Source organism: Acidithiobacillus sp. AC3 (assembly GCF_050261095.1).
GTDB lineage: Bacteria > Pseudomonadota > Gammaproteobacteria > Acidithiobacillales > Acidithiobacillaceae > Igneacidithiobacillus > Igneacidithiobacillus copahuensis.
The window spans coordinates 1695908-1714155 of the sequence record NZ_CP189838.1; the positions used below are offsets into that span (position 1 = coordinate 1695908).

At 59.6% G+C, this 18248-nt stretch carries 18 protein-coding genes; 4 read left to right on the top strand and 14 right to left on the bottom strand.

Annotated features, from left to right (window positions below; all coding sequences use genetic code 11):
- Positions 1-5: 5 nt before the first annotated feature.
- The 8 genes from fabF to ACQAYK_RS08615 all read right to left on the bottom strand — a co-directional run bounded on the left by fabF (position 6) and on the right by ACQAYK_RS08615 (position 5990).
- A complete protein-coding gene (gene fabF / locus ACQAYK_RS08580; protein ID WP_215873221.1) occupies positions 6-1247 on the bottom strand; it encodes a beta-ketoacyl-ACP synthase II in 1242 nt (413 codons plus the stop codon).
- Between the two features lie 33 nt (positions 1248-1280).
- The gene (gene acpP, locus ACQAYK_RS08585) at positions 1281-1529 is read right to left on the bottom strand and encodes an acyl carrier protein (protein WP_215873220.1); all 249 of its coding nucleotides are present in this window, start codon (positions 1527-1529) and stop codon (positions 1281-1283) included.
- An 81-nt stretch (positions 1530-1610) separates the two neighbouring features.
- A complete protein-coding gene (gene fabG / locus ACQAYK_RS08590; protein WP_215873219.1) occupies positions 1611-2351 on the bottom strand; it encodes a 3-oxoacyl-ACP reductase FabG in 741 nt (246 codons plus the stop codon).
- Complete coding sequence (fabD, locus tag ACQAYK_RS08595; RefSeq protein ID WP_215873218.1) at positions 2351-3286, bottom strand: ACP S-malonyltransferase; 936 nt, start codon at positions 3284-3286, stop codon at positions 2351-2353. The genes fabG and fabD overlap by 1 nt, the downstream gene beginning before the upstream one ends.
- A 36-nt stretch (positions 3287-3322) precedes the next feature.
- The gene (locus ACQAYK_RS08600; RefSeq protein ID WP_215873217.1) at positions 3323-4264 is read right to left on the bottom strand and encodes a beta-ketoacyl-ACP synthase III; all 942 of its coding nucleotides are present in this window, start codon (positions 4262-4264) and stop codon (positions 3323-3325) included.
- Entirely contained in the window at positions 4264-5289 is a 1026-nt protein-coding gene (gene plsX, locus ACQAYK_RS08605) for a phosphate acyltransferase PlsX (RefSeq protein WP_215873216.1), read from the bottom strand. The genes ACQAYK_RS08600 and plsX overlap by 1 nt, the downstream gene beginning before the upstream one ends.
- A gap of 24 nt (positions 5290-5313) precedes the next feature.
- Positions 5314-5499 (bottom strand): 50S ribosomal protein L32, encoded by a 186-nt coding sequence (gene rpmF / locus ACQAYK_RS08610; protein ID WP_215873215.1) that lies wholly within the window; start codon positions 5497-5499, stop codon positions 5314-5316.
- A 23-nt stretch (positions 5500-5522) separates the two neighbouring features.
- Positions 5523-5990 (bottom strand): YceD family protein, encoded by a 468-nt coding sequence (locus ACQAYK_RS08615; protein WP_215873214.1) that lies wholly within the window; start codon positions 5988-5990, stop codon positions 5523-5525.
- 185 nt (positions 5991-6175) lie between these two features.
- On the opposite strand from ACQAYK_RS08615, the gene carA reads away from it, so the two are divergent.
- From carA to ACQAYK_RS08635, 4 genes are read left to right on the top strand one after another with little or no spacing between them, the layout of a single operon-like run.
- The gene (carA, locus tag ACQAYK_RS08620) at positions 6176-7318 is read left to right on the top strand and encodes a glutamine-hydrolyzing carbamoyl-phosphate synthase small subunit (RefSeq protein ID WP_226827422.1); all 1143 of its coding nucleotides are present in this window, start codon (positions 6176-6178) and stop codon (positions 7316-7318) included.
- A complete protein-coding gene (carB, locus tag ACQAYK_RS08625; RefSeq protein WP_215873212.1) occupies positions 7305-10529 on the top strand; it encodes a carbamoyl-phosphate synthase large subunit in 3225 nt (1074 codons plus the stop codon). Before carA ends, carB begins: the two co-directional genes overlap by 14 nt.
- Before the next feature lie 6 nt (positions 10530-10535).
- On the top strand, positions 10536-11012 hold the full coding sequence (gene greA, locus ACQAYK_RS08630) for a transcription elongation factor GreA (RefSeq protein ID WP_215873211.1): 477 nt from the start codon (positions 10536-10538) through the stop codon (positions 11010-11012).
- A gap of 32 nt (positions 11013-11044) precedes the next feature.
- Positions 11045-11899 carry an undecaprenyl-diphosphate phosphatase gene (locus ACQAYK_RS08635; RefSeq protein ID WP_226827420.1) on the top strand — a complete coding sequence of 285 codons (855 nt, stop codon included), beginning with the start codon at positions 11045-11047 and terminating at the stop codon, positions 11897-11899.
- 25 nt (positions 11900-11924) lie between these two features.
- Here the strand turns inward: ACQAYK_RS08635 and ACQAYK_RS08640 are convergent, their stop codons facing one another.
- From ACQAYK_RS08640 to ACQAYK_RS08665, 6 genes are read right to left on the bottom strand one after another with little or no spacing between them, the layout of a single operon-like run.
- A complete protein-coding gene (locus ACQAYK_RS08640; RefSeq protein WP_215873230.1) occupies positions 11925-13115 on the bottom strand; it encodes an MFS transporter in 1191 nt (396 codons plus the stop codon).
- A 37-nt stretch (positions 13116-13152) separates the two neighbouring features.
- The gene (locus ACQAYK_RS08645) at positions 13153-14094 is read right to left on the bottom strand and encodes a heme o synthase (protein WP_215873210.1); all 942 of its coding nucleotides are present in this window, start codon (positions 14092-14094) and stop codon (positions 13153-13155) included.
- A 9-nt stretch (positions 14095-14103) separates the two neighbouring features.
- Positions 14104-15045, bottom strand: a complete 942-nt coding sequence (locus ACQAYK_RS08650) for a cytochrome C oxidase assembly protein (protein WP_215873209.1) — start codon at positions 15043-15045, stop codon at positions 14104-14106.
- A gap of 17 nt (positions 15046-15062) precedes the next feature.
- Positions 15063-15419, bottom strand: coding sequence for a cytochrome o ubiquinol oxidase subunit IV (locus ACQAYK_RS08655; RefSeq protein WP_215873208.1), 357 nt, complete (start codon positions 15417-15419; stop codon positions 15063-15065).
- Positions 15416-16048, bottom strand: coding sequence for a cytochrome c oxidase subunit 3 (locus tag ACQAYK_RS08660; protein WP_483167497.1), 633 nt, complete (start codon positions 16046-16048; stop codon positions 15416-15418). Before ACQAYK_RS08660 ends, ACQAYK_RS08655 begins: the two co-directional genes overlap by 4 nt.
- Before the next feature lie 49 nt (positions 16049-16097).
- Positions 16098-18236 (bottom strand): cbb3-type cytochrome c oxidase subunit I, encoded by a 2139-nt coding sequence (locus ACQAYK_RS08665; RefSeq protein WP_215873206.1) that lies wholly within the window; start codon positions 18234-18236, stop codon positions 16098-16100.
- Positions 18237-18248 lie beyond the last annotated feature (12 nt).

Genomic DNA, 18248 nt, shown 5'->3' on the forward strand with positions numbered 1-18248 from the left:
GGTCCTCAGTCGTGGAACTTGCGGAATACGAGAGTGCTGTTGGTACCACCAAAACCGAAGGAATTACTCAACGCAACCTCGATAGACTGCTGCCGGGCCACGTTAGCGACATAATCCAGATCACAGCCCGCGCTCGGCTGTTCCAGATTGATGGTGGGCGGCAGGATACCGTTGTGGATCGCCAGCGTGGTAAAGACCGCTTCAATTCCACCGGCGGCGCCGAGAAGGTGCCCAGTCATGGACTTGGTCGAACTCATCGCGAGCCTCTTGGAGTGCTCGCCAAATACCGCTTTGACCGCTTCGGTTTCGGCCAGATCACCCAGCGGCGTCGAAGTACCATGAGCATTGATGTAGTCCACGGCATCCGCTGGCAGGCCTGCATTGCGTAGGGCTACCTGCATGCAGCGCGCAGCTCCCTCGCCCCCACTGGCGGGTTGCGTCATGTGATAGGCATCAGCACTCATCCCGTAGCCCACCACCTCGGCATAGATTTTCGCGCCACGGCGTTGTGCGAACTCGAGTTCTTCCAGAACCAGAATGCCGGCACCCTCAGCCAAGACAAAGCCGTCACGCCCCTCGTCCCAAGGGCGACTCGCCTTCTCCGGAGCATCATTTCGGGTCGACAACGCCCGGGCAGCAGAAAATCCTCCCAATCCGAGAGGACTGATGGCAGCCTCCGCACCACCAGCGATCATCACATCGGCATCACCGTACTCGATGAGCCGTGCCGCGTCACCGATGGAGTGCGTTGCAGTCGAGCAGGCAGTCGCCATGGCAATGTTCGGGCCCTTCGCCCCATACAGTATCGATACATGACCAGACACCATGTTGACGATACAGCGCGGGATGAAGAATGGGGAAATGCGCCGTGGCCCATTCTCGGTCACCACGGAATGCTCGGACTCGATGCCTGGCAGGCCACCAATACCACTGCCAATGGAAACACCGACGCGTTCGGCAATTTCCGGAGTAATCTTGAGCCCCGAGTCTTCCATTGCCTCCATGCTGGCGGCGAGGCCGTAATGGATGAACAACTCCATTTTGCGGGCTTCTTTGACGGGCAAATACTGGCCGACATCGAAGCCTTTCACTTCACCGGCGATCTGCGAGGCATAGGCCTCCGGATCGATGCGCGTGACCCGGGCAATGCCACTGCGGCCGTGGACGATGCTGTCCCAAGAGGCGGCCAGACCAATCCCGACCGGAGAAACGATCCCCAAACCGGTAACCACGACACGTCTTTTCAACGCAGGCACTCCAAACCGAACGGAGAAATGATCTCAGGCATCCTGCTTGGGCAGATGCGCGCTGACGTAGTCGATGGCCTGCTGCACCGTAGAAATCTTTTCGGCCTCTTCGTCGGGAATTTCGCAGTCGAATTCTTCCTCGAGGGCCATCACCAACTCGACGTTGTCGAGGGAATCGGCACCCAGATCGTCAGCGAAGGACGCTTCGTTGGTGACCTCATCTTCATTCACACCCAGTTGCTCGACGACCACTTTCTTTACACGTGCTGCGATATCATCCATGGGAGAAACTCCTCAGTTGGTAAAAATTATTTTCGGCGGAATTGGACCACAGCTGGCGCGGTCCTGTAAAGGAAAAAGGCATCATCCCATCCACAAACCGCCATTCACCTGCAGGGTTTCACCGGTGATATAGCTAGCTTGCGCAGAGGCCAGGAAGGCGACGGCGGCGGCCACATCCTGCCCACTACCCAGGCGACCAGCGGGAATCTGCTGTAATAAATGCTCACGCTGTGCCTCGTTCAGGGCGGCGGTCATATCGGTGGCGATGAAACCTGGGGCGACACAATTGACGGTGACTCCGCGCGCCGCGACCTCGCGCGCCAGGGCGCGGCTGAAGCCCATGACCCCCGCCTTGGCAGCGGCGTAATTGCTCTGCCCAGCGTTCCCCATCATCCCCACCACCGAAGTAATGCTGATGATGCGCCCAAATTGCGCCTTGATCATGTCGCGCACACAGAGCCGACTGAGGCGGTAGACTGCGCGCAGATTGGTCTGCAGCACCCGGTCCCAGTCCTCGTCCTTCATACGCAAGAGCAACTGATCGCGGGTGATCCCGGCATTGTTCACGAGGACGCTGGGGGCCCCCAGCTCGGCCCGGATCTGCGCCAACGTGGCATCCATGGCGGCGTCATCGGTCACATCGAGAACATAGCCGCGCCCCCGCTCCCCCAGTTTTTCACAGAGGGCCTCTGCCCCTGCGGCACTGGTCGCGGTGGCGGCAACCTGGGCACCGAGGCTGCGGAATTCTTCGACCAGCGCGGCGCCAATGCCCCGGCTGCCGCCGGTAATCAGTACCACCTGCCCGTCCAGCGCATGGCTCATCAGAGATCCTCCAACGCGGTGACGAAACTCTTCTCGTCATCGAGAGACAGCATGCGCAGACTCGGTTCGATGCGCTTGCCCAACCCCGACAGGACCTTACCCGGGCCCATCTCGACAAAGGTGGTGGCCCCCTGCCGGGCCAGAAAGCGAATACTCTCGGTCCAGCGCACCGGGGAAAAGATCTGCCGACGCAGTGCTTCGCGAATGGCCGCCGGCTCGCGATGACTTTGTGCGTCCACATTATGCACCAGCAGCGCATTGGGACTGCGGAATTCTACCTTGGCGAGATCGCTGGCAAACTGCTCGGCGGCCTCGGTCATCAACGAACAGTGACTGGGGACACTGACTGGCAAGAGCACGACCTTCTTCGCCCCGGCATCCTTGGCCCGCTCGCTGAGCCGCTCGACGGCAGCGCGCTGTCCGGCCACAACGATCTGCCCCGGCGCATTGAGATTCGCAAGCTCTAGGACCTGGCCTTGCGCCTCGCGCTGACACAGCGCGCGCAGATCCTCTTCGCTGATCCCGAGAACCGCAGCCATCGCCCCTTCGCCCTCGGGCACGGCGTTTTGCATCAGTTCGCCGCGGCGTGCAACCAGCCGGAGGGCGTCGGCAAAGTCCAGACTGCCGGCGACCACCAAGGCGGTATACTCGCCCAAGGAGTGACCGGCGACGAAGTCGGGACTGGAGCCGCCCTCCTCCTCCCAGGCGCGGAACATGGCATAGCCTGCAGTGAGCATCAGCGGTTGGGTCCAGCGGGTCTGATTCAGCTCCTCGACCGGACCTTCCTGCGCCAACTGCCAGAGATCGCGATGCAAGAGGTCAGAGGCCTCGGCAAAAATCTCTCGCAGCACCGGGCGGTTGGCACTGATAGCGGCGAGCATGCCGATGGACTGCGATCCTTGACCCGGAAAAACAAAGGCAATCGAACCCTGCACTATAGTCTCCTTGATGCGAAGTTGGTGGCTGTACGCTCAGGTCCAGCGTAGCAGCGCCGAGCCCCAAGTAAAACCACCGCCAAAGGCCTCCAGCAGCAGCAGCTGACCCGGGCGGAAACAATTGCGTTGCACGGCATGATCCAGCGCCAGAGGTACCGAGGCGGCCGACACGTTGCCGTGCTTGCCCACCGTTACCACCACCCGCTCCATGGGCAAGGCGAGCTTTTCTGCGGTGGCCTGGATGATGCGGATATTGGCTTGATGCGGTACCAGCCAGTCGATATCGCTGCTCTGCAATCCATTGGCAGAGAGGGTCTCCTGCACAATGTCGCCGAGCGTGCGCACAGCCATACGAAATACCGCATTGCCCTGCATCGTCAAGTGGCTCTCCGCTTGCGGCACCTGTAACAGCTCGGCATAGCGCCCATCGGCATGCAGGTGGGTGGAAAGAATGCCGGGCTGTTGCGCTGCCCTGAGAATCACGGCACCCGCGCCGTCACCAAAGAGGATGCAGGTACTGCGATCCTGCCAATCGACGATGCGCGACATGGTTTCCACGCCAATGACCAGCGCCGTTGTCGCGGCACCGCTGCGCAGAAACTGGTCGGCGGTAGCCAATGCGTAGATGAATCCGGTACAGACCGCCTGCACATCGAATGCGGCCGCCCCTTGGTTGCCCAGGCGGGCCTGCACCAGACAGGCGGTACTCGGAAAAATCTGATCCGGCGTCGTGGTCGCCACGATGATCAGGTCTATGTCAGTCGCTTGCAACCCGGCAGCAGCAAGGGCGCGCTCGGCGGCACGGGTCGCCATGTCGACACTGCCTTGCCCTTCCGCTGCCAGATGTCGCGAATGAATCCCGGTGCGCGCGACGATCCATTCGTCACTCGTGTCCACCCAGGTGCTGAGCTCGTGGTTATCGAGCACCCTTTCCGGCAGATAAGAACCGGTGGCAATCAACTGACTGTAATTAGGCATCAGGCGCTGTTACGAATCACTTGCGCCAAATCGTCTTGTACCACTTTGGCGATCTCCAAGGTGAGGCGGTGACGGGCCTCGGCGATGGCCACTTCCACGGCACGGGCAAAGGCCAGACGATCGGCGTTGCCATGACTCTTGATGATGATGCCATTCAGGCCAAGCAAAGTTGCACCGTTGTACTGCCGCGAATCGAGCCGGCGTCGCAATTTTTGCAGGATAGGTCGATTGATGAGATAGGCCATGCGCCCATACAGTCCCTGCGTGTAACTGGCGCGGAGTTCTTGCCGCACCATGGCTGCCAGGCCTTCAGAGGTCTTGAGGAAGACATTGCCGACGAAACCATCGCAAACCAGAACATCACAACCGTCTTGGTATATCTGAGAGCCTTCCACATTGCCAATGAAGTTCAGATGACTCTGCCGCAGCAAAGCACTGGCAGCCTTCACCAGTTCGTTACCCTTGATTTCTTCCGAGCCGATGTTGAGCAGCCCAACCCGCGGCCTTTGCGTTCCCGTCACCTGTGCAAAAAGAATGGACCCCATTACCGCAAACTGCAGCAGATGCTCCGGGTGACAGTCCACATTTGCTCCCAGATCGAGAGCCAGCACCCGGCCCTTGCGGGTAGGCAGAAAGGCGGCAATTGCCGGACGGTCGATCCCAGGGATAGTACGCAGGAAGACCTTGCCCAACGCCATGAGCGCACCGGTGTTACCCGCGCTGACAACCGCATCGACCTGCCCCTCGCGCAACAAACCGATCGCCACGTGCATGGACGAATCACGCTTGCCGCGCAATGCCTGGGAGGGCGCCTCGTCCATCCCGACGACTTGGCTGGCATGCCGGATCTGCACCTGCTCCGTATCCCTGAGGCGGCTGCGCTGCAGTTCCCGGCGGAGAGTCGCCTCATCTCCGACCAGATGAAACTGCACATCTGGATAGTCCTTCACCAGGCCAGCGAGGGCGAGCAGGACCGTGCGCGGTCCTGAGTCGCCACTCATGGCATCAACGGCAATCTGCGGCAATGGAGTTCAGACCGGAGAATTCGTTCAGGCTTCTACGGATTTGCGCACCATCTCGCGCCCTTTGTAGTGACCACACTCCGGGCAGACGTGGTGGGGCAGCTTGCTCGCTCCGCAGTGATCGCAGGTCGACCGGTTGCTTGCCGTCAAGAAATCGTGGGCGCGGCGCATGTCGCGCTTGGATTTGGAGGTTTTACTCTGGGGAACTGCCATGATCTCGCTTCTCCATCAACAAACTACTGATTCGCACCGAGGCTTGGCACCTCGATTCCAGACACCGGACAAATGCCGGATGACCATTCCATACAACGTGGCAGGAGTGGGAGCGCCAATAACGCCTCCTCCTCCAGCCAATCCTGAACTGCTAACTTTCCATCCGCAGCCATCACCAGCTCGCGCTCGGCGTCGATGGCTGCCAGGGCCCCTTCCGTGTCCGCCACACCCACTCGCACGTCCTGGCGGATGTCGCAGGGCATATCGCCCAGACAGCGCTCACAGCGTAGCAGCCCCTGCAACCGCAGCTCACCGTCGACCAACAATACCCGACCGCGCCGTTGCAAGCGCAAATCCACAGTCACCAAATCGAGCCGCTGCACCGCTTGCAGCAAGCGGGCCCAGCGGGCAAAATCGGGCTCTCCAAGCAACTGATCCCCCGCCTCGGAAACTCGGGAAATCAGCAAGGTAGAAACGTGCGCCGCAATCATGAGGGCGGCATATTACCGAGGCTCATGGCGGGAGTAAAGCAGTTTTCTACCCTCAACTCAATCACGTTGGGAGTTTTCCCGAAGTTTGACCCAGTTGGGCAGGGTTATTTAGAATGTCTGGAATACATGGGAGGCATCTGCCCTCCCATTTTTGCATCTTCAATTCTGGCAACCTGGGGTGGGATTTGGACGCAGTCCTGGCATTGGCCGATGGGCGTATCTTTCACGGCGCGGGATTCGGCGCTACTGGCTTGCGTGCGGGCGAGGTCTGCTTCAATACGGCGATGACCGGGTATCAGGAGATCCTTACCGATCCTTCTTACCGCGGGCAGCTCATCACCCTGACCTATCCTCACATTGGCAATGTCGGCATCAATTCGGAGGATGCCGAAGGTCGCGAGATCTTTTGCGCCGGCCTCCTGCTGCGCACCCTACCGCGGGCAGCGAGCAACTGGCGAGCGCAAGAAGAACTCGACACTTATCTGCGGCGTCACGGCATTCCGGGCATGGCGGAATTCGATACCCGCGCGCTGACCCGTCATTTGCGCGAACACGGCGCCCAGAACGGGGCCATTGCCGTGGGTAACGACCTGGATATCGAGCAAGTCCTGGCGGCAGCACGCGCCTTTCCCGGCCTCGAAGGGGCCGATCTGATCGGCGAGGTAACCGCCGGCGAACGGCAGGAGTGGACCCGCCGCAGCCCCAGCCCTGCAAACGATTATGTCAGCCAGGAATCGGCGTCGACGACCCATCATGTAGTAGTCGTAGATTTTGGTGCCAAGCGGAATATTCTGCGTCTCCTCGCCGACCGTGGATGCCGCGTGACCTTGTTGCCACCGCAGAGCAGCAGCGCGGAAATCCTCGGTGTCGGCGCCGATGGTGTCCTGTTCAGCAATGGTCCGGGCGATCCTGCAGTGCTGACCCAAGCGCAGAACACGATGCGGGCAGTCGTCGAGGCGGGCATCCCTACCTTCGGTCTGTGTCTCGGCCATCAGTTGCTCGGACTCGCCCTGGGCGGCAAAACGCAGAAGATGAAATTCGGGCACCATGGCGCCAATCATCCGGTCCGTGATCTGCGCAATGGTCGCGTCCTCATCACCAGCCAGAACCACGGCTTTGCGGTGGCGGCGGAGTCCTTGCCGGACAGCGTCGAGATCACCCACGTCTCCCTCTTTGATGGCAGCCTGCAGGGGATGCGTCACCGCCATCTTCCCGCCTTCTCTTTCCAGGGGCATCCGGAAGCCGGCCCCGGCCCGCATGATGCCAGCATCATTTTTGATGAATTTGTCGCCAGTTTTGCCACAAGGAAAAGCCATGCCCCGGCGTGAGGATCTGCGCAGTGTACTGATCATCGGTGCTGGCCCCATTGTCATAGGTCAGGCCTGCGAATTCGATTATTCCGGCGTGCAGGCCTGCAAGGCCCTGCGCGAAGAAGGCTGCCGGGTGATTCTGGTCAATTCCAATCCAGCCACCATTATGACCGATCCGCAGACCGCAGATGCCGTCTACATCGAGCCGGTGGAGTGGGAGACGGTGGCGCGCATCATCGAGCGCGAACGGCCCGACGCCCTGTTGCCCACTATGGGCGGGCAGACGGCGCTCAATTGTGCCCTCGATTTGCACCGCGAGGGGGTCCTCGACCGCTTTGGCGTGCAATTGATTGGTGCCAGCATTTCCGCCATCCGCGAGGCCGAGGATCGCGGTCTCTTCAAAAAGGCCATGGAGGAAATCGGCCTCGAGGTTGCCCGCTCCGCCTTCGCGCATCAGCTCGATGAGGGCCGGGAAATTGCCGATACCATTGGTTACCCGGTCATCATTCGGCCTTCCTTCACCCTTGGTGGCACCGGCGGTGGTGTGGCCTACAACCGTGAAGAATTTGAGGAAATCGCGGTGCGTGGCCTGGAAGCCAGTCCCACCCATGAAATTCTCGTCGAAGAATCGGTGATCGGTTGGAAAGAGTTCGAGATGGAGGTGGTGCGCGACCGCGCCGACAATTGCATTATCATCTGCTCCATCGAAAACATCGACCCGATGGGCGTGCATACCGGCGATTCGATCACCGTGGCCCCAGCCCAGACCCTCACCGACCGCGAATACCAGACCATGCGCGACGCCTCCATTGCCGTGCTGCGGCGCATTGGCGTCGACACCGGCGGCTCCAACGTGCAGTTTGCCGTCAATCCGCGCAATGGCCGGATGCTGGTCATCGAAATGAACCCTCGGGTTTCGCGCTCTTCCGCCCTGGCATCGAAGGCAACGGGCTTCCCGATTGCCAAGGTCGCCGCCAAACTGGCCCTGGGCTATACCCTGGACGAACTGCGCAACGACATCACCCAGGCCACCCCGGCCAGTTTCGAGCCCAGTATCGACTATGTAGTGACCAAGATCCCACGCTTTGCCTTCGAGAAATTTCCCGAGGCCGACCCGCACCTGACCACCCAGATGAAGTCGGTCGGGGAAGTCATGGCCATGGGGCGCAGTTTCCAGGAGTCGCTGCAAAAGGCCTTGCGCGGCCTGGAAACCGGGATGGACGGGCTGAATGAACTGGATACCAAAAACTGGACTACCGCGCAGATCGAGCAGGCCCTGCGCAACCCGGGTCCCGAACGCCTCTGGCAGACGGCAGACGCCTTCCGCCTCGGCTGGACGCTTCCGCGCATTCACGAACTGACGCAGATCGATCCGTGGTTCCTCGAGCAAATCGCCGAGCTGCTGAACATGGAAAATGACCTGCGTGGTCGTGCCGTGGCAAGTCTGGATAAAGCGGAGCTACGGCGTCTGAAGCGGATGGGTTTTTCTGACCGACGCCTGGCGCAGCTCCTCGGCTGTCGCGAGGCAGCATTGCGCGAACATCGTCACAAGCTGGGCATCCGTCCCGTGTATAAGCGGGTAGATACCTGTGCCGCCGAGTTCCATTCGCCTACCCCGTACCTCTACTCCACCTACGAGGACGAGTGCGAGGCGCAGCCCAGCGAGCGCAAAAAGATCATGATCCTGGGCGGCGGACCTAATCGGATCGGCCAAGGGATCGAGTTCGACTATTGCTGCGTGCATGCGGCCATGGCTATGCGCGAGGATGGCTACGAAACGATCATGGTCAACTGCAACCCTGAGACGGTCTCCACCGATTACGACACCTCCGATCGCCTCTATTTCGAGCCACTCACCCTGGAAGATGTGCTGGAAATCGTGCAGATCGAAAAGCCCGAAGGGGTCATCGTCCAGTTTGGTGGGCAGACCCCACTCAAACTCGCCAACGATCTTTCGGCGGCAGGCGTACCGATCATCGGCACCAGCCCGGACTCCATCGATCTGGCGGAAGACCGCGAACGCTTCCAACAACTGTTGCAGCGCCTGCAATTGCGCCAACCGGAAAATGCCATCGCCCGCAGCGGCACCGAGGCCCTTGCCCATGCGCGCTCCCTCGGGTACCCCTTGGTCGTGCGGCCCTCCTACGTGCTCGGCGGCCGCGCCATGCGCATCGTCTATGCCGAGGATGACCTGGAGCGCTACATGCAGGAAGCGGTACGGGTGTCCGAAGATCAGCCGGTGCTGCTTGATCGCTTCCTGAACAACGCCCTGGAAGTCGACATCGACGCCGTTGCCGATGGGGAACGCGTACTGGTGGCCGGAATCATGGAGCATATCGAGCAGGCGGGCGTGCACAGCGGGGACTCGGCCTGCTGCCTGCCGCCCTACTCGCTGCCGAGCGCCATACAGAGCCAATTGCGGCAGCAGACCGAAGCTCTGGGCAAGGCCCTAGGGGTGGTCGGATTGATGAACTGTCAGTTTGCCGTGCAAGGATCGGATATCTACGTCCTAGAGGTGAATCCCCGTGCGTCGCGCACGGTGCCCTTCGTTTCCAAGGCGGCAGGCATCCCTCTGGCCAAGATTGCGGCGCGCTGCATGGCGGGCAACACGCTGGCCCAGCAGGGGGTGGAAGAAATCACCCTCGGGCAGCACTTTAGCGTCAAGGAAGCGGTCTTTCCCTTCCTCAAATTTCCTGGGGTAGACGTGCTTCTCGGCCCAGAGATGAAGTCTACCGGCGAGGTGATGGGTATCGGGAGCAGCTTTGGCGAGGCCTTCCTCAAGGCGCAGATCGCCGCCGGCGAGCACTTTCCGCGGCAAGGCACGGTGTTTTTGAGCGTGCGCGACGCCGATAAGGAAGGCATCATCCCGGTCGCCCGCGAATTGCACGGCCTCGGCTTTTCTCTGCTCGCTACCCGGGGCACGGCCCAGCATCTCGAACGTGCGGGTCTCCGTGTCGCCGCGGTCAACAAGGTGACCGAGGGGCGTCCGCACATCGTCGATGCGATCAAGAATGGTAAGGTGCAGATCATCATCAACACCGTCGATGAGCGCCAATCGGTGCGCGACTCCTTCAGTATTCGTCGCGCCGCCCTACAGATGGGCCTCACCTACTACACCACCCTGGCTGGCGCCACAGCCGGTACTGCCGCCCTTGCTGTCCTGCTCAGTCAGGAGCGCAGCGTCGTTTGTTTGCAGGATCTGGCCAGCCAGTCCCCTTTCCAGAGGTAAGCTATCATGAGTGACAAGATTCCGATGACCGTCGTCGGCGCAGAGCGCTTGCGCGAAGAACTACAGAGACTCAAGAGCAAGGATCGCCCAGCGGTGATCGAGGCTATTGCCGAGGCGCGCGCCAAGGGAGATCTCTCCGAAAACGCCGAGTACGATGCAGCCAAAGAACAGCAGGGCTTCATCGAAGGACGCATTCGGGAGATCGAGGACTTCATCGCCCGCGCGCAAATCATCGATCCCAAATCACTCAATGCTGGCGACCGCATCGTCTTTGGTGCAACGGTTGAGCTCGAGGATCAGGATGGGCAAACCATCACTTATCAAATCGTCGGCGATGCCGAAGCCGATATCAAGGAAAACAAAATTTCCATCAGTTCCCCTGTCGCCCGCGCCCTGATCGGCAAACACGAAGGGGATAGCATCGAGGTCAACGCTCCCGGTGGTACCCGCGAGTACAGCATCCTCGCGGTCCGCTATATCTGATCCGCAGTACGATCATGCCCTACGGGGCGTCCATGGGAAACGAATCTATGCTCCATCATTTCTACCTGTTTCTACTGGCTGCCTTGCAGGGCGTGACCGAGCTCTTCCCGATCTCCAGCCTCGGCCACAGCATCCTCGTGCCAGCCCTGTTCCGCTGGCCCATCAATCGCGATGCCTCGTGGTTTCTGCCCTTCATCGTTGTCTTGCACTTGGGCACGCTGGTGGCACTGCTGAGTTTTTTCTGGCGCGATTGGGTCGAACTGATCGGCGCCTTTCTGCGCGATCGGGGGCGCCCACGCAGTGCCGAAACCCGGCTTCTGTGGCTCTTGATCCTGGCGAGCATACCCGCCGGCCTGCTCGGCCTTGCCCTTGCCCATCGGATCAAAGACCTCTTTGGCGGCTTTGGTTTTGCCGCAGTCGCTTTGATGGTGAACGGCGTCCTGTTGATCTGGGGGGATCGCCTGCGCGCCCGGGAGCCTAGCCATACCCTGGAGAAACTCAGTTGGGGGCGCGCCCTGATCATCGGCTTTGCCCAATCGCTGGCCCTGATCCCCGGTTTTTCCCGTTCGGGCGCAACCCTGGTAGCCGGCATTGGCGTGGGCCTGGACTATGCCAATTCGGCACGTTTTTCCTTTCTTTTAGCCACTCCCATCATCGGCGCAGCCGGCTTGCTCGAAGTGCCCAAACTCGCCCATCAGCATCTGAGTCATGGACTATATGGTGTAATTGTCCTGTCCGGAATTATTTCCGCGATTTTCGCCTGGTTTTCGGTATGGTTCTTGATGCGCTATTTTCACCAGCACGAGATCAAGGCGCTACGACCCTTTGGGATTTACTGCATTCTCTTCGGCGCCTTTGCTTTGCTCGTGGGAAATGGCGGCCTGTAAGTAGCTTCCCCGAGCTAGAGCGCCATCAAGGGCGCTCTTCAGCAGCCAGCAATTTGTTCATCGCCCCCGCAGCAAAAGCGCTCTGCAGAGCCAAAGCCAGACCCACGACGGTGAGGATATAAAAAACCCCCTGAACGCCAATCCAGCCCAATCCCCATCCACCGACCACACCGCCGGTGAAAATGCCCAAAAACTGCATGAGGGAATACACACCACTGGCAGCGCCACGCTGTTCCGGTGTCGTAGAGCGACTCATCATCGAAGGCAAAATCGCGGAAGCGATGTTGTAGCCGGCAAAGAAGACGATCGCCGCAATGCCTACCGCCCAGAAATACCCGGCGAATATGCCCATGAACAGTGCGCCGAGGGCAATTATGATCCCGCTAAGAGCGAGTACGCGCCGATGCTCCCGGTTTTTCTCTGCATAAATCACCGGATATAGCATGAGGACGATGCCACCGAACATGACGGGAAGATAGACCTCCCAGATTGCCCCCTGGGTCAATTGCGTGGCCCGCAATAATTCCGGTGATAGAACGACGAAACTGGCGCCCAAGACCATCTGCAAAATAAAGATACCGACACTGGCGGCCTGAACCGCAGGGTGAGAGAAAATGCGCAGGGCATCGCGAAAGGAACCCATGCGCCGCTGCTGCCCCTCGGATATGCCAGGAATTACGAAAAACAGAGGCAGAAAAGCCAATACACCGAGGACCGCAGCCCCCCAAAATACCCCCGCAAGGCCAGAAAATCCGTAAATAATGGGTCCCAACGCCATACCCAAAACATAGGCGATGGAAATGCTGCCACCGATGGCCGCCATCGCTTTGGTCCGGTGCGCATCGTCCGTGAGATCGCCGGCGGTGGCTAACAGTACGGAGGAGACCGCTCCTGCCCCCTGCAGTACACGGGCCAAGATCACCCCCCAGATATTATCCGTGAGCGCCCCGAGCACCGACCCCACAATGAAGAGCAGCAATCCAAGCACCAGAACCGGCTTGCGTCCCAGACGGTCCGAGGCGCTACCAAAAGGAAATTGCAGCAGGGCTTGGGCCAGTCCATAGATGCCGACGGCAAGCCCCAGCAGAAAGGGCGTACTGTCACGCATCGAATGGCTGTCGAGGGCAAGCACGGGCATCAACATGAAAAGCCCAAGCATGCGGGTCATGTAGATGAAACTGAGACCAAAAACCGCCTTTTTTTCTTGCCCGGTCATGGGCGGACCCGCGTGCCGCTGGCGCCGCCCCTTTCGTTCAGAAGATGCCATAACTCAACAACGCCTTGCCCACGAGGAGCGCGGTGAACAGGAGGAACAGATAGCTGATGGAAAATGCAAACATCTTGCGCGCGTAAAGGTCCATCTCTGCGCCTTCCGGCAGTCTGCGTAGGCGCAAGGCCATGCCAACAAACCAGGCACCGGCGATCCAGGCAATTCCGCCGTAGACCCAGTCATGGGCAAGGAAGGCCGGCACCAGACTCACCAGCCAGGTCGCCACCGCATAAACCAGGATTTCCTTGCGGGTGCGATCAATCCCATGGGTGACCGGCAACATCGGGATGCAAGCCTTGGCATAGTCACGCCGACAGTAAATGGCCAACGGCCAGAAATGCGCCGGCGTCCAGACGAAGATCAGCGCCACCAGCATCAGCGGCAAAAGATTTACCGAACCCATGACTGCCGTCCAGCCAATCAACGGCGGAAGCGCTCCGGCCAACCCACCCCAGACGATGTTCCACGGCGTGCTGGGCTTGAGGTACAGGGTATACACCACTCCGTAGCCCACCGTACCGAGCAGGGTCAGCGCCAGGGTCAAGGGGTTGGTCCACAGCAAGAGTACCGCAATGCTGACGCCGAGCAGGATCGCGGCATACACCGCAGCGCCCTTGCGGCCAATGCGGCCCTCTGCGAGGGGACGGCGGTGGGTACGCCGCATGTGCTGGTCAAGCTCTGGCTCGACGATCTGATTGAGCACTCCGCCAGCACCTCCCGCCAGGGCGATACCCAGCAGTCCGGCGACTGCTGCGGGCCAGTGCTGAATACCGCTGGGTGCCAGCAACTCGCCAACTGCAGCGGTGAACACGAGCAGAGAGACCACCCGGGCCTTGGCCAGGACCCAGAGATCGCGCAGCAACTGAACGCCTGCACTCGGGCTGGGCAAGAGGAAGGGTGATGAGGTACCGATAGACTTAGGCATTTGTTTTCCTTAGCGCCATACCAGGACAATGGCAAGACTCATGGAGAGCACCATGCCCTGATGAAAAGCCACCATGATTCCGGGGTCTTTGGGTTTGAGATTGACCGAATGAAAGAGGAGAAAGCCAACGGCAACCTGGATCACCGCCAGATAGAAGGCCACCGGGAAGGCCGGCATCATCCAGCCCAGGGTGGCAACCAGCAACAGGGCGGCACTCACGTGCGCCGCCACCGTCCATTGCGAGGCCTTCTGGGGTTTGACGAAGGCGCCAATCGCCTTGCCGAAGCCCCGCTGTCCGGTGGTCATTCCGCCCAGCAGCACGGCCAGCAAGAGCGCATGCAAGGCGCCCATGGAGCCGAGATACGTCCAGAAATTCATGCCGGGATAGGCCAGATTGACCAGAAAGATCAAAAAGACCCCGTAGGCAAGAAGTCCATGGATCCCATGGACCAGAGAAGGGGCCTTTCCGGCCAGGACATAGAGGGTGCCCATGCCAAAGAGCGCGGTCACCACGATGAGTCCCAGTCCGGAAAGGGTATTCACGTCTGGCGCGAGAATGGCCAGGACAAGCGCGACCAGGCCCACCAAAGTGGCCACCACGCGGTGGGCCGCTTCGGGGTCACTACGCAACATCAAGACCACAATGTTGCGGGTATAGGGCCACTTGGTGCCCAGGGATAGGCCGTAACCGAAGCCTTCGACCAAGCTGCCAAGTAAAATCAACACCATGGCAAAGCCGACTTCCGTGGTAGACAGCGCCTGCACCAAGGCATCGACGAACCCTCCGCTGCTGCGCAGTCCCTCGACCACGCCGGCCAGCACCGCGGCAATCAGCGCAAGGCCGATGAACTTGCCGATGGCACGAACGAAGGGGGTCATTTCCGGCTCAACGGCGTGCGGGATTCCTTCCCGTCCACCGACTGCTGGTCCATTCTCGAGTACGCTAGACATTTGTTACTCCTGGATGCTCAGTGCATCCCTGGCATCATCGGCATGGTGCGCAGATACAACTGCGAGAACATCCACCAGGTCAGGCCGATCGTTAAAATGAACAACGGAATGAAAAGCACAAGGGAAACGGTATTCCAGATGTTGTGCTCCGAGACATCGATATGCAGCAGGAAGTAGATCTGCGCAATGATGGCGATGGCGGCACAAATCGTAATAACCATCAGCAGTCCAAAGGGCGGAAAGGCATGCGACGAGACCATTGCCGTAGCCGCCGCCATGAGCACCAACGAGATCAGAAAGCCGGTGAAATAGCCCCGGGTACTCGACATCTGAACCTCGGGATGCAGAATCGGATTGTCGTGTCCATGACTCATGACATATACCCCCAGAGATAGACAAAGACGAAGACGAAGACCCAGATAATTGCCTGCAAATGCCAGAACATCCGCAGACTCAGCAAGCGCCCCACGGTATCCGTGGTGAATCCCTTGGCCGCGACTTGCGCCATCATCACCAGAATCCAGAGCAAGCCAAAGAAGATATGGGCGGCGTGGACCTGGGTGAGAACGATGAAGGCCGAGGCGCCGCCGCTGGTCTGCACCGTCACACCGTGGGCAGCCAGATCCATCATGTCGTGGATATCCAGACCGAGAAAAATCACGCCCAGGACAAAAGCCGCGATCAGGCCATTCATCAGACCCGCCTTGTTGCCCTTTTTCACCGCACTCATGCCCATGCCATAGGCCAACACGCTCAAAAACAGCGCTACGGTCTGGGTGAAGGTATACCAGGGATGAACGAAATCCGCCGGGGTCGGGCCATTGAAATAACTATGGGAATAGCTCAGCACGCCATAGGCCGCAAAGAGCGTGGCGAAGAGCATGCCGTCACTGAGCAGATAGAGAAAATATCCAAAACTACGTGTCGAGATCACATCATGGCCGTGGTGGTGGGTATCCCACAACACCGCCTTGCTGGGATCGGGTGAATCATGTGCACTCATCAATCTAATCCTCTTGTCAGGGGCGTGGCATCAGCCACGCCCGCAATCCTTAGTGGTGATCGCCGGAGCTTGGCGGCGTACCCAATGGGCTTACTTTCTGGCCCTCATAGGCCATCGCCCCGCTAGGAACCGCGTGCCCGCCATGATGTGGCAAGTGTCCTTCCACCTGCTGCTGACGCTGCATGGCCTCACGCTCCATCTTCTCCAGCTCGGCAGCCGTGATGATGTAGCCCGGATCACCGCGCCAGGAACGCACGATCATCAGCACGATGATGGCTACCAGACTGAGCAGACAGAGCCACCATACCCGCCAGGTCAGAGCAAAGCCCAGCACAAAGGTCAACGCACCAATGTAGATCGCCACGCCGGTATTGTTCGGCATGTGGATATCGACGTACTGGGTCGGTTGCGCCTCATTGATGCCGTTATGACGACGCCAGGCTAGTTCATCACGGGCGTTGACGTGTGGGGTCACCGCAAAGTTGTAGAACGGCACGGGCGAGTGGGTCAGCCACTCCAGGGAGCGTGAGGTACCCCACGCATCCTGCCCAACGCGGTTCTTCACCCGATCGCGGATGCTGACATAGAGCAGCACGAAGAACGCGGCCACCGAGAGGCAGTACACCGCGATGCCGATTTCCTCGGTCACCAGATAGGGATGCCAGGCAGTATTGAAGACGTAATCCAAACGACGGGTCTGTCCCATGAAGCCGAGCATGTACATCGGCACGAAGACCAGCACCGTACCGGCACTGAAGAGCCAGAACATGGTCTTGGCCCAGAATTCATCGAGTTTGAACCCGAAGACCTTGGGGAACCAAAAGAGTACCGAGCCAAAAATGGCGTAAACGATCACCAGCAACATCGAGTGGAAGTGGGCAATCACGAAGACGCTGTTGTGCACCATGTAGTTGATTGCCGGAATGGCCAGCATCATACCGGTCAAACCGCCCACCAGGAGCAGGAACAACGCGCCGATGGCCCAGAGCATCGCGGCGGTGTAGGTAATACGTCCGCGGTACATGGTGAAGGCCCAGTTGAATACCTTCACACCGGTGGGAATACCAACCAGCATGGTTGCCACACTAAAGAAGCTGTTCACTTCCGGTCCCGCACCCATGGTGAAAAAATGGTGCAACCAGACCAGCCAGGATACCCCGGCAATAGCGAAGCTCGCTGCCACCATGGTGATGTACCCAAAGAGCGGCTTTTCGGAGAATGCCGGAAAGATCTCTGACATCATGCCAAAGGCAGGCAGAATCACGAAGTACACTTCGGGATGCCCCCAAAGCCAGAACAGGTTGGTATACAACATCAGGTTGCCGCCGAAGCCCGCCGTGAAGAAGTGCGAACCAAAATAGCGATCGCAGGCGACCAGGAAGAGGGCTACCTGCAAGGCGGGAAAGGAGGTCAACGCAATAATGTTGGCCGACAGGCTCGCCCAGGTGAAGATCGGCAGGCGGAACCAAGTCATGCCCGGCGCCCGCATCTTGACAATGGTGGCGATCAGGTTGATGCCACCGAGGGTGGTACCGAGTGCCGTCAGCTCCAGGGTCCAGATCCAGTAATCCACACCCACGCCAGGGCTATACTGCAGTTCAAAAATGGGCGCATAACCAAACCAGCCGTTGTGCGCAAAATCACCCACGAAAAGGGAAATCATGATCAAGGCAACGGCCGCCGCGGTAATCCACAGCCCAAGGGCGTTGAGATAGGGATAGGCCATATCCCGCGCCCCAACCTGGAGAGGCACGATGATGTTCATGAAGCCCACCAGCAGCGGGGTCGCGGCCAAGAGGATCATGATCAGGCCGTGGGCGCTGTATACCTGCCCAAAATGGAAGGGCGTCAGATATCCATGCACGGCACCGAAGACGCCGGAGGACTGGGGACCATTGGCCCAAACCTGCTGAGTACGGATCATCAGGCCATCGATGAAGCCGCGAAAGAGCATGACGAGACCGAGGATGATGTACATCACCCCCAGTTTCTTGTGGTCAACGGTGGTCAGCCACTCTTTCCAGAGATAGCCCCATTTCTGGTAGTACGTGATGAGGCCCAACAGGATGATTCCGCCGATAACCACGGCCACGAAGAGCGGCGCGAGAATCGGATTGGTATAGGGGATCTGGTCGATTGCCAGTCTCCCTAGTAGAGGGTTCCACCCTCCCGGTACTTGAACGAGCATTTGCGTCACCTC